Origin of the sequence: Marinoscillum pacificum (assembly GCF_024714495.1) — a bacterium.
Lineage (GTDB): Bacteria > Bacteroidota > Bacteroidia > Cytophagales > Cyclobacteriaceae > Marinoscillum > Marinoscillum pacificum.
The window spans coordinates 79,041-94,027 of the sequence record NZ_JAMZMJ010000002.1 but is presented as its reverse complement, the minus strand read 5'-3'; the positions used below and the strand labels follow the sequence as shown (position 1 = coordinate 94,027).

Sequence of the window (14,987 nt, the reverse complement as noted above, 5' to 3'; positions counted from 1 at the left end):
CGTAGATCTGATCTATGACTAAAAATATTTTCAAAATGAAAAAACAACTTTTAATACTAATAGTGCCAGTACTGTTCTTAGTAATGGCATGCGACGATGAAGTTTTTCTGAATAAGGAGCCTAAAAACATCTTGCTTAATGAACAAGTATGGTCTGATGAAGGGCTTGTATTATCTGTGATGGCGGACCTTTACGGTCGTTTCCCAGATTACCAAACAATTGAAAACTGGGTAGAATTTACCAACTTCGATGAGGCATTTGCTTCTGCATTTGGAGACTATGGGAGACACCACAATCAAGACTGGAACTACTTTGACTGGGGATACTGGGATTATGGTTATATCCGTGAAATCAACCTGTTCATTGAAAAGGCAGAGGAGGCGGATCAATTGACGGAAGCAGCAAGAGAGCGTTTCCTGGCTGAAGCTCGATTTTTAAGAGCGGCAGTATATTTCGAGCATGTAAAACGTATGGGTGGAGTGCCAATTGTATTGGAACCATTGACTTACGACTACAGTGGTGACCCTACTTACTTGCAACAAGCAAGAGCTAAAGAGCACGAAGTTTATGATTTCGTCATCAGTGAACTGGATGAGATCAAGAATATACTTCCAGATGATGCTTCTATCAAATCTAGAGCTACCAAAGGAGCAGCATTAGCGATGCAAATGAGAGCTGCTTTGTATGCTGGATCTATCGCTAAGTATGGTGCTACAACTCCTGAAGTTTCTCTTTCTGGCGATGAAGTGGGCATACCATCTAGTATGGCTACAGGGTACTATCAAAAAGTGATGTCAGCATTCAATGAAATGTCTGGCTATTCACTATATGATCGTACTCCAGACAGAAGCGATAACTTCTCTAATATCTTCCTTGATAAGAACAATAACCCTGAAGTAATCTTTGTAGAAGATTTCAAATTGCAGAGTGGTAAGGTTCATGGGTTCACCATTTCTAATCAACCAAGATATCAATCTGAGGAGCAAGAAGGAGGTAGAATCAATCCTTCGTTGAACCTGGTTCAATCCTTCGAGAGATTGGATAACACTTTTGGTAAATTATCCACCAGAACCGCTGACGATTCAGACTTCATCTATTATGATGAGCCAACTGATTTGTTTGCGAATAGAGATCCTCGTTTGAGTGGTACGGTCATCCTTCCTGGTACCACTTTTAAGGATACCGACGTGGAAATTTGGGCAGGATACTATCTGGGTGATGATACTTACATTACTGGAAACCAATTTGGTGCTAAAGGTTCTATTCCTGGCATCGATGAAGATGTTCAGGTTGTAGGATACAGTGGTCCTATTGATAACCTGGAATTCAGTGCACAAACTGGTTTCTACATCCGTAAATTCTTAGATCCAACTCCTGGTTCAGGTCAGAGAGGTGTGCAAAGTGAAGTTTGGTGGGTGAGATATAGATACTCAGAAGTGCTTTTGAATGCTGCTGAAGCTTCTTTCGAATTAGGAAATACGGCAGATGCTGCTAACTATATGAATCAGGTACGCACTAGAGCAGGTTTGACTACTCCGTTGACTGCTGCGGACATCAATTTTGACAGAATCGTACATGAACGTAAAGTAGAATTAGCATTTGAAGGTCACCAACTATGGGATATGAAGCGTTGGAGACTGGCTCATATCGTTTGGAACGGTACTAGTGATGAACTAACAGAAAATCCTGGTGTTGCGACTGAGCCAAGTACAAGACCATTCGGTTTATGGCCGTACAAAGTACATGATCCAGATGGTCCAAATGATGGAAAGTGGGTGTTTAAGGAAGTGTTGCCTAGTCAGGTAACCAATCCCGACAGATTCAGACTTGGTAATTACTATTCTAGAATAGGTGATGACTTGCTGAACAAGAACCCGAAACTAGTGAAGAATCCAAATCAATAATCCATCTAAACTAGAAGAATCATGAACAAAATATTAAATAAACTATCAATGTTCGCTGTAGCACTTCTTCTGTTGACAGGATGTGCTTTGGATAACTATGAAGAGCCAGGTTCTTTTTTGAAAGGACGAATTGTTTATCAAGGAGAGCCAATTGGTGTAGAGTACAATCAGGTTTCTTTCCAGCTTTGGGAGCCAGGATGGGAATTGAGTAAGTCAATAGATGTGACTGTAAGTCAGGATGGAGAGTTTTCTGCATTGCTTTTCGACGCACAGTACAAATTGATCATTCCTTCACATCAGGGACCATTTATGTCAATTGAAAACAGTGGTACTAACTCAGATACGATTATCGTGGATTTGAATGGTAGCACTGAAATGGATATCGAAGTACTTCCTTTCTATGTGTTTAACAGCGCAGATATGTCAGTATCTGGCACTACGGTTAACATGTCTGCTTCCTTGAATAAAGTGGTTACCGGAGTGGATGAGCGGAACATAGATCGAGTGAATTTGTACATCAGTAAGACCCATTTTGTAAGTGGAAATACAAGTGTAAGCTCTGCAGAAATTGGAGGTGGTGATATCACTGATATTGGAAATATCACATTATCTACAGAAATACCTGATTTGACACCAAGTCAATCATATGTATATGCCCGAGTTGGGGTGAAGATTAGTGGAGTGGAGGACATGCTGTTTTCTCCAGTTCAAAAGCTAGAATTTTAATCCTTCTCATATGAATCATGCCGCTCTGATCTCTTGATCAGGGCGGTTTTTGATTATATATTTTTATCGAATGAATTAAACGTTAAAAATACGTTAATAAACAAGTAGACATCCTATTATCAAAATTATGAAGAGAATGAAGCAATTGAGTCTGTCTTTGATCTGTGCAATGATACTCCTATCAAATTGTGCAGAGAAAAAGGTGGAACATCTTACCACCTCACTGAGGGCACCAGCTTATCCGCTGATTACCATTGACCCTTATACGAGTTTGTGGTCTATGTCTGATAACCTATATGATACGCCTACTAAGCATTGGACAGGTAAGAATCAATCGATGATCGGAGCTGTACGAGTAGACGGTCAGGTGTATCGATTCATGGGAAAAGAGGAAGTGCCTCTTGAGTCTGTTATTCCGATGGCAGGAGAAGAAAATTGGACAGGACAATACACGTTTTCAGAGCCAAAGGAAGGTTGGGAACAAGCTGGTTTTGATACGAAAGGATGGTCTGAAGGTCAGGGTGCATTTGGTTATGATCACATGAAGTCTGTAAAGACCATTTGGGAGGATAATGAAATTTGGGTGAGACGTGAGTTTGATTTTCCTGAAACAAACACTCCTCTATATCTTATTTTCTCTCATGATGATGATTTTGAGCTATACATCAACGGTACTCAGGTTGTCAATACAGGAAATGCTGCTCGCTTTGATGTGGTACAGGAAATTGATGCTTCATTAATCAATCAAGGCGGAAAAAACGTCATTGCTGCACACTGTTTAGATAGACAAGGTTGGGCTTATGTAGACTTTGGCATTTATACCGAAAGTGATTTGAAAGAGGTTTTCACTCAAACTGCTAAGCAGACAGGAGTTTCACTTTCTGCCACTCAAACGATCTACAGCTTCAATGCAGGGCCTGTAAATCTGGATGTTAGTTTCACATCTCCTTTGTTAATGGATGATTTGAATCTTTTATCTCGTCCTGTCAATTACATAGACTATAGTGTTGCTTCCACTGATGGCAAAGAGCATGAAGTGCAAGTCTTCTTCGAAATGTCACCACAATTTGCCGTGAACGATGAGTCTCAAGAAGTGTCTGTAGAGTCTGGTTCTGCAGGTGAAGTTTTATTTTTAAGAACGGGTACTACTTCTCAAAATATCCTTGGGAAGAAGGGTGATAATGTAAGAATCGACTGGGGGTATGCTTATTTGGCTGGAGCTCCAAAAACAAATGGAAACCTGGCAATTAGCAAATATTTTGATGGTAAAAGTCAATTTGCAAGAAGTGGTGATGTAGGAAACGGTTTGTCTACACAAAAGTCTAAAATCACCGCCAATACACCAGTAATGACCTATGCGGACGATTTAGGTTCTGTTGATCAAGGATCAGGTTTCTTGATGTTAGGATATGATGATTTGTATGCGATTCAATATTTTGACAACAACTTAAAGGCATGGTGGGCACAGGATGGAAGTACCTTCAGCGAAGAACTGACGGATGCTGGAAAATCGCATGATAAAGTGATTAGTAAGTGTGTCAATTTTGACAATGAAATGTGGAATGAAGCAGTTACAGCTGGAGGAAAAGCATATGCCGATTTGTGTGTGCTTGCTTATCGTCAGTCAATCGCAGCTCATAAACTGACTAAGGATAAGGATGGTAATATCTTGTTCCTTTCTAAAGAAAACTTCAGTAACGGATCGATAGGAACTGTGGATGTCACATACCCTTCAGCGCCCTTATTCTTGAAATACAATCCGGATTTATTGAAAGGGATGTTGAATCCTATTTTTTACTATTCAGAGAGTGGAAAATGGACTAAGCCTTTTGCTGCCCATGATGTGGGAACGTACCCATTGGCTAATGGCCAGACATATGGAGGGGACATGCCTGTAGAAGAAAGTGGTAACATGATTATTCTAACAGCCGCAATTGCGGAAATGGAAGGAAACGCTAATTATGCAAAAGATCACTGGGAAGTGCTTACTGTGTGGGCTAATTATCTGTTGGAGAATGGGTTGGATCCTGAAAATCAACTGTGTACAGATGATTTTGCTGGTCATTTTGCACACAATGCGAATCTTTCTATTAAAGCCATTATGGGAATTGCTAGCTATGGTAGATTAGCAGAAATGCTCGGAAAACCTGAGATCTCAGAGAAGTACACAGCAGAAGCTCGAAAGATGGCTTCTGAGTGGGAAAAAATGGCTGCTGATGGGGATCATTACAAGTTGACATTTGATAAGGAAGGAACCTGGAGTCAGAAATATAACCTGGTCTGGGATAAACTTTTAGGTTATGAAATCTTCCCTGAAGAGATTGTGAAAAAAGAGATTCCATATTACCTGACAGTTCAGAATGACTTTGGACTTCCGTTGGACAATAGAAGAACTTATACCAAATCTGACTGGATTGTTTGGACTGCTACTCTTGCTGATAACAAAGAAACTTTCCAAAAATTCATCAATCCAGTCCATGACTATGTGACCACTACACCAGATAGAGTTCCAATGTCAGATTGGTATGAAACACCTGATGCTGAACAGGTTGGATTTCAGGCAAGATCAGTTGTTGGGGGGTATTTTATAAAGATGTTAGAAAAATAAAGGTTAGAATAATTCATCTGGTTTGTAAAAAGTTCGATACTTGATTAGGTGAAATATTACTTTCGAAGGTATTACTAATAATTACGAGTTCATTTTTTAACCAATCAATATTAAGTATTTAAAATTGAGAGCTCTGAATATTACTTGTAATAGACTTAAACCCTGTATGAAAGCATTCTGGATATTGCTTATTAAATTAAGCAGTTGACGAATGCTTTCAATATAACTAACACAAGACTGATGAATAAGAAATTATTAATAGCCTCAATTACTGCTTCCCTGGCAGGTTTTCTGTTTGGATTTGATACGGTAGTAATTTCGGGGGCGAATCTGCCCATCAAAGAATTATGGCAAACCTCCGAGTGGTTTCATGGTACATTTATTATGTCCATGGCCCTATGGGGAACAGTAGTTGGCGCTTTATTAGCAGGTATTCCAACGGATAAATTGGGTCGTAAGACTACCTTGATTTGGATTGGGGTACTATACTTTGTATCTGCGGTAGGTAGCGGAATAGCTCCAGACCCTTATACATTTTCGTTTTTCCGTTTCATCGGTGGTTTAGGTGTAGGTATTTCATCTATAGCGGCTCCGACTTACATCTCAGAGATTTCATCTGCGAACAATAGAGGCAGACTTGGTATCCTTTACCAATTCAATTTGGTGTTTGGTATCCTGATCGCTTTCATATCGAACTATTTACTCCAGGGAGTAGGTGGTGAGAATGATTGGAGATGGATGCTTGGCATAGAAGCGGTACCAGCATTTTTATACACCATTATGGTAATAGGTGTACCTAAGAGCCCGCGTTGGTTGATCATTCATCAAAATGATGTGGCTTCCGCTACCAAGGTTTTGAATGAATTGGCAGAGTCTCCTGAGCAAGCGAAGCAGATGCTTCAAGATATTGAAGAAGATCACAACCGAACCAAGAATGATACTTCTTCAGTTTTCGCTCCAAAATATAAGCGTTCGTTGATTTTGGCTTTTTTAATTGCTTTCTTCAATCAATTATCTGGGATTAATTTCATTCTGTACTATGCACCTGAAATCTTGCAAAAAGCAGGTTTTGGTTCCTCAGACTCCTTGCTAAGCTCGATTTCTATCGGTATCGTCAATTTAGGATTCACATTTGTTGGAATGCTACTTATCGATAAGTTGGGTAGACGCCAACTCATGTACATTGGATCTTTTGGATATATCGTTAGTTTATTCATGGTGGCATACGGGTTCTATTTTGAATCAGAAGCGCTATTCAAACTAGTATTCATATTAACCTTTATTGCTTCACATGCCATTGGTCAGGGATCAGTGATCTGGATATTTATCTCTGAGATATTCCCGAATAGAGTGCGTGCATACGGTCAGGCCTGGGGTAGTGGTACTCACTGGGTATTTGCAGCTTTGATTACATTGTTTGGAGCAGTATTGATAAATGCTTTTGAGCCCTATGTTGCCTTTGTGTTTTTTGGATGTTTCATGGTGTTGCAATTGTTATACACTCATTTCATGATGCCAGAGACCAAGGGGAAATCGCTGGAAGAACTAGAAGAAGAACTTGTCGGAAAATAACTTATAGAAAAATCAAACCTATGTCAACCTTTCGCTTCGCGCTATCATCTGTATGTATCATGTTGTTTGCCTTGTCTGCTGTATCTCAGGATCCTGTGGATTATGTGAACACTTTGATGGGTACAGACTCTGAACCTTATTTGTCCAACGGTAATACCTATCCGGCAATTGGTGTGCCGTGGGGGATGAACATGTGGACACCACAAACAGGTAAAATGGGGAATGGTTGGGCATACACTTATGATGCTTATCAGATCAGAGGCTTCAAGCAAACACATCAGCCATCACCATGGATGAATGACTATGGTCAGTTCACCATCATGCCTGTGATTGGTAAAAAGTTTGAGCAAGAAGCCAGAGCGAGTTATTTTTCACATAAGGCAGAAACAGCAACACCGTATTATTACAGTGTTTATTTAGCAGATCATGACGCGACAGTTGAGTTGACGCCAACAGAAAGAGCTGCTCAATTTCAAATCACTTTCCCGAAATCTGATTCTTCTTACATTGTTGTAGATCCATTTGACAAGGGATCTTATGTGAAGGTGATTCCTGAAGAGAAGAAAATCATTGGGTATACCACCAAGTATGCTCGAGGTAAACTGACCAATTTCAAAAACTACTTTGTAATTGAATTTGACAAGCCATTTGCCGATGTGAATACCTGGAAAGATTCTGTAATTGTATCTGGACAGTCTGAAATGGAAGCAAATCATGCGGGTGCTTTGGTTGGATTTAAAACTTCAGCCGGCGAGGTTATTAATTTGAGAGTAGCCTCTTCATTTATCAGTTTGGAGCAAGCACAGTTGAATCTTGATAGAGAACTTGGTGCTGATGATTTTGAAACGACAAAGCAAAAGGCCCGTGACGAATGGAATGAAAAGCTAAGCAGAATAGAAGTAGATGGTGGTACCATTGATCAATACAGAACATTCTACTCTTGTTTGTATAGAGCGCTATTCTTCCCGAATAAGCTGTATGAGATCAACGCGAAGAACGAAATCGTTCACTGGAGCCCATACAATGGAGAAATCTTGCCAGGATACATGTTTGCTGGTACAGGATTTTGGGATACTTTCCGTGCCCTGTATCCATTCTTGAATCTGGTTTATCCATCGATCAACAAGGAAATGCAAGCTGGTTTGGTGAACGATTACCTGGAAGGTGGTTGGTTGCCAGAGTGGTCTAGCCCTGGATTGGCCAATATTATGGTTGGTAACAACTCTGCATCTGTAGTTTCTGATGCATATATCAAAGGGTTGCGTGGATATGATATTGAGAAACTCTATGAAGCATTGATACACGGAGCAAACAATGAAGGTCCAATGACGGCAGTAGGTCGTGCTGGTGCAGAATATTACAAGAAACTCGGCTATGTACCTTATGATGTTAACATCAACGAGAATGCCGCGAGAACCTTGGAATATGCTTATGATGATTTTGCGATTTATCAATTGGCGAAAGCACTAGGTAAGTCTAAAAAAGAAATCAAACTATACAGAGAGCGTTCACAGAACTACAAGAAGTTATTTGATCCGGAAACTGGGTTGATGCGAGGTAAAAACGAAGACGGAACTTTCATGTCTCCATTTAACCCATTTAAGTGGGGTGATGCATTCACTGAAGGAAATAGCTGGCACTATAGCTGGTCAGTTTTCCATGACATTGAAGGTTTGTCGACACTAATGGGCGGACATGAGAATTTTGTGAAGAAACTTGATTCAGTATTCTTATTGCCACCTGTGTTTGACGATAGCTACTATGGTTTTGTGATTCATGAGATCAGAGAGATGCAGATTGCTAACATGGGGCAATATGCACATGGTAATCAGCCAATTCAGCATATGATTTACTTATACAACTATGCTGGTGCTCCATGGAAAACCCAATATTGGGCTCGCGAGACTATGAATAGAATGTATATGCCAACCCCTGATGGTTACTGTGGAGATGAAGACAATGGTCAGACTTCTGCCTGGTATATTTTCTCAGCGATGGGATTCTATCCAGTTTGTCCAGCTGTCAATGAATATGTACTCGGAGCACCTTTGTTTAAGCAGGTGACAGTAAAACTGGAAAATGGTAACGACTTGGTTATCAATGCACCAGGCAATAGTGATGAGAATAGATATGTTCAGTCACTGAAGATAAATGGAGCAGCCAGCTCTAAAAATTATTTAGATCATAACATGTTGATGAAAGGGGCAACACTAGATTTTGAAATGGTTGATCAACCAAATAAGTCTAGAGGTGTAAATCCATCAGATTTCCCTTATTCATTGACTAACGAAAAATAGTCGATCATGAAATTGAATTATAAATCTCTGCTACTAGGTGTTCTGGTAGCAGCTGGGTGTAGTACGCCCGAAATAAAACAAGAAATTACTCTGGTAGATAGACCTGACACGTCTACAAAAAATGAATTCTACCCAAGCAATCGTGCGCCATTACAGCGAAATGCTTTAATCAAATTGCCGGTAGGTGATGTGAAACCAGAAGGTTGGGTTCTGGAATATCTGAATCGTCAAAAGAATGGATTAACAGGGAATTTGGGTAAAATCAGTGCCTGGCTTCAAAAGGAAAACAATGCCTGGCTGTCGAAAGACGGGCAAGGAGCCTGGGGATGGGAAGAAGTTCCTTATTGGTTAAAAGGCTATGGCGACATTGCTTACATCCTGGAAGATCCAGAAATGATTGAAGAAACCAAGATATGGATCGAAGGTGCGTTGGCAAGTCAGCGTGAAAATGGCTACTTCGGACCTGGGTTTGCCTGGGAAAGTTATATCGCGGAAAACGAACGTACGGAAGAGCGTCAACAGCAAATGACACAAGTTCAGGACTACTGGGCGAACATGATCATGTTATATTGTTTGCAGTCCTATTATGAATACTCTCAGGATGAGCGTGTTATCGAGTTGATGACTAACTATTTCAAATTCGAATTGACTGTTCCTGATTCGTTATTCTTATCAGAAACCAAATATTGGCAAACCAGAAGAGGTGGGGACAATCTCTACAGTGTGATTTGGTTGTACAACCGCACAGGAGATGAGTTCTTGTTGGAATTAGCGGAAAAGATTCACCGTAATACGACAGACTGGTCAAGCAGAGGGAATGCCTTTGAAGCTATTCATGGTCACAAGGAATCGAGAAATGGTGAGTTTCCGGAGTGGTTTGGTGATTTGATCGATTGGCACAATGTAAACATTGCTCAGGGATTCAGAGAGCCTGCTCAATACTATCAGGTGAGTGGAAACAAGGCAGATCTGGAAGGTACTTATGAAAGCTTTGACGTCATCCGCAAATATTATGGACAGGTTCCAGGAGGTATGTTTGGGTCAGATGAAAATGCACGACCAGGTTATGACGATCCAAGACAGGGAATCGAGACTTGTGGAATAGTTGAGCAAATGAACTCTGATGAGCATTTGTTGAGAATTACAGGCGACATCTTCTGGGCCGATCATGCCGAGAATGTTGCATTCAATACTTATCCAGCGGCAGTAACTGATGATTTCAAAGCATTGAGATACATCACAAGCCCTAACATGGTTTTGAATGATAGTGAAAACCATCATCCGGGTATTGCAAATGCAGGACCATTCTTGATGATGAATCCATTCAGTTCAAGATGTTGTCAGCACAATCATGCTCAGGGATGGCCATACTACGCAGAGAATCTTTGGATGGCTACACAAGACAATGGATTAGCTGCTGTGCTGTATGCAGCAAGTAATGTTACTGCTAAAGTTGGTTCAGGTGCAGAAGTAAGTATTCATGAAACCACGCATTATCCATTTGATAAATCCATCCAGTTTGAGGTAAGTCTATCCGAAGATGAAACTTTCCCTCTTTACTTAAGAATTCCAGAATGGACAATGGGACCAGGAGTTAAAATTAATGGAAAGCCTGTTGTAGATGTTTCCATTGAAAGAAATAAGTATGTTAGAATCAATCGTGAATGGAAGGATGGAGACAAGGTTGAGTTGACTCTTCCGAAAGCGATTACTGTGACTCGTTGGGAAGCTAATCACAACAGTGCCAGTGTGAATTATGGTCCATTAACTTTCTCATTAGATATTGATGAGCGCTATGTGCGCAAAGAGAGTGATGAAACGGCTATTCATGATTCTAAGTGGCAAGAAGGTGCGGATACCAAAAATTGGCCTTCTTTCGAAATCTATGCCGACTCTCCATGGAACTACGGATTGGTTTTGAATGGGGAAACCGGTGAAGTGTTTGAGGTAATTGAAAAACCTTGGCCAGCCAATGATTTCCCATTTGGAGCTGATGTAGTGCCTTTGGAAATAAAAGTGAAGGCTAAGCAAATTCCGAATTGGAAAATAGGACCTCATGGTTTGGTGGGTGAATTGCAGGATAGTCCTGTAATCACTGATACAGAAACTGTAGAAGTGACGCTTATTCCAATGGGAGCAGCTAAATTACGAATCAGTTCTTTCCCAGTTATATCAACAGATGGGAATGGAACTCAATGGACAGAATAATATGCGAATGAACATCTTGAAAAACTATTCTTACTTACTCCTTATAGCAGTATTTGCTGCGTGCAGTCAACCTGCTCCGGTAGAGAAAGCTGGTAACCCGATCATTGATGGGTGGTATGCCGATCCTGAAGGTATTGTCTTCGATGATGAATACTGGATTTATCCTACCTATTCGGATTATTACAGTAAGCAGGTTTTTATGGATGCTTTTTCATCAAAGGACTTAATCACCTGGGAAAAGCACGAGCACATCATTGATACAGCAGCTGTTAGTTGGGCAGATAGTGCCATGTGGGCTCCAGCGATTGTAAAGAATAATGAGCAGTATTTCTTATTCTTTGCAGCTAATGACATTCAAAACAATGAGTCTGTCGGAGGAATTGGAATAGGTGTGGCGGATAATCCTGCTGGACCCTATTCAGATTATTTGGGTAAGCCATTGTTAGACTCTATTGTAAATGGAGCACAGCCAATTGATCAATTTGTTTTTCATGATCAGGATGGTCAGTGGTACATGATTTATGGAGGCTGGAGACATTGTAACATCGTGCGATTAAGTGATGACTTCAAAGAGATTCTTCCATATGAAGATGGCTCCATTTATAAGGAGATCACACCAGATCAGTATGTAGAAGGTCCATTCATGTTTATCAGAGATGGTAAGTATTACTTCATGTGGTCTGAAGGTGGCTGGGGAGGCCCGAACTACAAAGTGGCTTATGCAATTTCTGACTCACCATTCGGTCCGTGGGAGCGTATTGGTGTGGTGTTGGAGCAAGATGCTGACGTAGCAACGGGTGCAGGACATCACTCATTGATCAAGGTTCCTAATGAAGATGAATGGTACATCGTTTATCACAGAAGGCCTTTGACAGAAACGCATCACAATCACCGAGCTACCTGTATTGATAAGCTTGAGTTTGATGAGGAGGGTAAGATCAAACCGGTCAAAATTACCTTTGAGGGTGTCGCAAAAAGACCATTGAAGTAATGCGCATAGCTTCCAATACGATATTGATATTGACTATTTTGTTTGCACAGGTTGCCTTCGGGCAACCTGACGCATTTAAGGTGGTTGAGCTCAAAACAGAATATCTGGTTAATCCAATTGGTATAGATGCTCAGCAGCCCCGGTTGACCTGGCAGATGCAGGATAGTCGCAAAGACGCATCTCAAAGAGCATTCGAAATCTTTGTCGGAACTGATTCTTTGAGTCTTCTTTCAGAGAAATCCGTCTGGAGTTCGGGCAGAATTGACTCTGATCAGATTCTGTATCAATACCGGTCAGAGTCCTTGAAATCATTTACCAGATATTACTGGAAGGTAAAGCTTTGGAACCAGGATGAAGAATTACAGACATCACGCGTGGCTTCTTTCGAGACAGGGATGATGGATGTGAGTGACTGGAAGGGCTCCTGGATAAGTGATCATCACGATATCGATTTTAAGCCTGCTCCCTATTTCAGGAAAGAATTTAATGCATCAAAGAAGGTGAAGTCCGCAAGAGCTTACATTGCTGCAGCAGGGTTGTATGAATTATCTCTCAATGGTGAAAAGGTAGGAGATCATATCCTCGACCCCATGTATACACGATTTGATCGCAGACTGCTTTATGTGACTTATGATGTGACTAATCAAATTACAGACGGAGCGAATGCTCTAGGGCTGATTTTGGGAAATGGATGGTACAATCATCAGTCCACGGCGGTTTGGAATTTCCACAATGCTCCCTGGAGAGGCAGACCGGCATTCTGCATGGATTTGAGGATTACGTATGAAGATGGTACAGTTGAAACTGTTTCATCAGGAAAAGATTGGAAATCCTCAACAGGATCAATCATTTTCAATAGCATTTACACTGCCGAGCATCAAGATGCCCGACTGATTCAGGAAGGATGGAATCAGCCAGGTTTTGATGATTCAAAATGGAGTAATGTCATCTATCGAGCGGCTCCAGCAGATAAAATTGTAGCGCAGACCATGCATCCAATTAGACATGTGGAAGCGATTCAGCCAAAGACTGTAAGGAAGGTTAATGATTCACTGTACGTGATTGATTTTGGAAGAAACATTGCAGGTGTGACTCAGTTGAAAATAGAAGCAGAGGCAGGAACGACATTGCGCTTGAAACATGGCGAACGTCTTGTGTCAAATGGGTTGGTGGATATTAATAACATAGATGCACATTATCGACCAACAGATGATCTGGATCCATTCCAAACGGATATTTTCATTACGTCGGGAAATGGTGAGGATACCTTCTTGCCTAAATTCAATTATAAAGGGTTTCAATATGTAGAAGTCCAGGTTGACCATCCCTTAGCGTTAAGTGCCGCGAACTTTACAGCATATTTTATGCATTCTGATGTGCCCGTAGTGGGAGAAATAAAGACTTCTAGTGAGATGTTCAATAAGTTGCTTTTTGCAACAAACAGCTCATATCTGTCTAATCTTTTTGGATATCCTACCGACTGTCCGCAACGGGAGAAAAACGGCTGGACTGGAGATGCTACCATCGCCATCGAAACTGGACTTTACAGTTTTGATGGGATCACCATTTACGAAAAGTGGCTCAATGATCACTTCGATGAGCAGCAGCCAAACGGCGTATTGCCATCCATCATTCCAACTGGTGGCTGGGGGTATGAATGGGGAAATGGGCCAGATTGGACGAGTACCATTGCGGTAATTCCGTGGACGATCTATCAATATTATGGTGATGCTACGCTGTTGGAAAGAAGTTATGAGCACATCAAGCGTTATGTAGACCATATCGATGATTTATACCCAACTGGACTAACTACCTGGGGGCTTGGCGATTGGATTCCCGTGAAATCAAAAGCTCCTGTAGAGTTGACTTCTTCGGTTTACTACTTTGCTGACGCGACCATTTTGGCGAAGGCTGCTCACTTATTGGGTAATCAAGTAGATGAAGAAAAGTACAAGCAGCTAGCTAACAAGATTAAGATTGCAATCAATGATAAATATCTAGACAAAGAAACGGCCATTTATGGTCAGGGCTTGCAGACTGAATTGAGTGTTCCGCTTTATTGGGGTGTTGCCCCTGAGGATTTGAAAGTAAAAATTGCACAAAACCTTGCTGATCGGGTGCGTGCTGATGGTAATCAACTAGACGTTGGCTTACTTGGCACCAAAGCCATACTTGGAGCATTAAGTCAAAATGGACAAGTTCAGGTGGCATATGATTTGGCTGCTAGAGATACTTACCCAGGTTGGGGTTGGTGGATTGCTAATGGAGCTACCACACTTTATGAAAACTGGAAGATTGAGGCGGCAAGTGATATCTCTATGAATCATATCATGTTCGGCCAAATCGGAGCGTGGTTCTACAAGTCATTGGCTGGAATTAATCCATCGGAATCTAATCCTGGGTTCAAAGAGGTAAAGTTGACACCAAACTTTCCAATAGGACTAGATGAAGTGTCCGGGTATCATGATGGACCTTATGGTAGAATCATTTCCGAATGGAAGCGGAAAGGAAAGACGGTAGAAATGATCGTGCAAATACCTGCCAACAGCACCGCTCAGCTTAACGTACCTACCGGCTATGTATTGCAAAAAGTAGATTCAGATAAAGTCTCTAATTTGGAGGAATTGGAACTTAAATCAGGTAAGTATCAACTGACATTTAGATCAAAGTAGAATAGATGA

General features: G+C 41.0%; 8 protein-coding genes. All 8 read left to right on the top strand.

Annotation, left to right across the window (positions count from 1 at the left end):
* Positions 1-35 precede the first annotated feature (35 nt).
* The 8 genes from NXS00_RS07430 (at position 36) to NXS00_RS07395 (ending at position 14,978) form a co-directional block, all read left to right on the top strand.
* A complete protein-coding gene (locus NXS00_RS07430; protein WP_258098522.1) occupies positions 36-1,904 on the top strand; it encodes a RagB/SusD family nutrient uptake outer membrane protein in 1,869 nt (622 codons plus the stop codon).
* Between the two features lie 21 nt (positions 1,905-1,925).
* A complete protein-coding gene (locus NXS00_RS07425; RefSeq protein WP_258098521.1) occupies positions 1,926-2,630 on the top strand; it encodes a DUF3823 domain-containing protein in 705 nt (234 codons plus the stop codon).
* Positions 2,631-2,757: 127 nt separating this feature from the next.
* Positions 2,758-5,238, top strand: a complete 2,481-nt coding sequence (locus NXS00_RS07420; RefSeq protein WP_258098520.1) for a glutaminase domain-containing protein — start codon at positions 2,758-2,760, stop codon at positions 5,236-5,238.
* A gap of 204 nt (positions 5,239-5,442) precedes the next feature.
* Positions 5,443-6,810: a sugar porter family MFS transporter gene (locus NXS00_RS07415; RefSeq protein ID WP_308708737.1), complete on the top strand. Its 1,368-nt coding sequence runs from the start codon at positions 5,443-5,445 to the stop codon at positions 6,808-6,810.
* Between the two features lie 20 nt (positions 6,811-6,830).
* The gene (locus tag NXS00_RS07410; RefSeq protein ID WP_258098519.1) at positions 6,831-9,107 is read left to right on the top strand and encodes a GH92 family glycosyl hydrolase; all 2,277 of its coding nucleotides are present in this window, start codon (positions 6,831-6,833) and stop codon (positions 9,105-9,107) included.
* A gap of 6 nt (positions 9,108-9,113) precedes the next feature.
* Positions 9,114-11,315 carry a beta-L-arabinofuranosidase domain-containing protein gene (locus tag NXS00_RS07405; protein WP_258098518.1) on the top strand — a complete coding sequence of 734 codons (2,202 nt, stop codon included), beginning with the start codon at positions 9,114-9,116 and terminating at the stop codon, positions 11,313-11,315.
* Positions 11,293-12,306: a glycoside hydrolase family 43 protein gene (locus NXS00_RS07400; RefSeq protein WP_258098517.1), complete on the top strand. Its 1,014-nt coding sequence runs from the start codon at positions 11,293-11,295 to the stop codon at positions 12,304-12,306. Before NXS00_RS07405 ends, NXS00_RS07400 begins: the two co-directional genes overlap by 23 nt.
* Entirely contained in the window at positions 12,306-14,978 is a 2,673-nt protein-coding gene (locus NXS00_RS07395; protein ID WP_258098516.1) for an alpha-L-rhamnosidase, read from the top strand. The genes NXS00_RS07400 and NXS00_RS07395 overlap by 1 nt, the downstream gene beginning before the upstream one ends.
* Positions 14,979-14,987: the final 9 nt, after the last annotated feature.

Excerpts from the sequence above, each read along its gene's own strand:
- NXS00_RS07420 (WP_258098520.1), top strand. The coding sequence starts at position 2,758 with ATGAAGAGAATGAAGCAATTGAGTCTGTCTTTGATCTGTGCAATGATA.
- NXS00_RS07395 (WP_258098516.1), top strand. The coding sequence starts at position 12,306 with ATGCGCATAGCTTCCAATACGATATTGATATTGACTATTTTGTTTGCA.
- NXS00_RS07425 (WP_258098521.1), top strand. The coding sequence starts at position 1,926 with ATGAACAAAATATTAAATAAACTATCAATGTTCGCTGTAGCACTTCTT.
- NXS00_RS07410 (WP_258098519.1), top strand. The coding sequence starts at position 6,831 with ATGTCAACCTTTCGCTTCGCGCTATCATCTGTATGTATCATGTTGTTT.
- NXS00_RS07400 (WP_258098517.1), top strand. The coding sequence starts at position 11,293 with ATGGAACTCAATGGACAGAATAATATGCGAATGAACATCTTGAAAAAC.
- NXS00_RS07405 (WP_258098518.1), top strand. The coding sequence starts at position 9,114 with ATGAAATTGAATTATAAATCTCTGCTACTAGGTGTTCTGGTAGCAGCT.
- NXS00_RS07430 (WP_258098522.1), top strand. The coding sequence starts at position 36 with ATGAAAAAACAACTTTTAATACTAATAGTGCCAGTACTGTTCTTAGTA.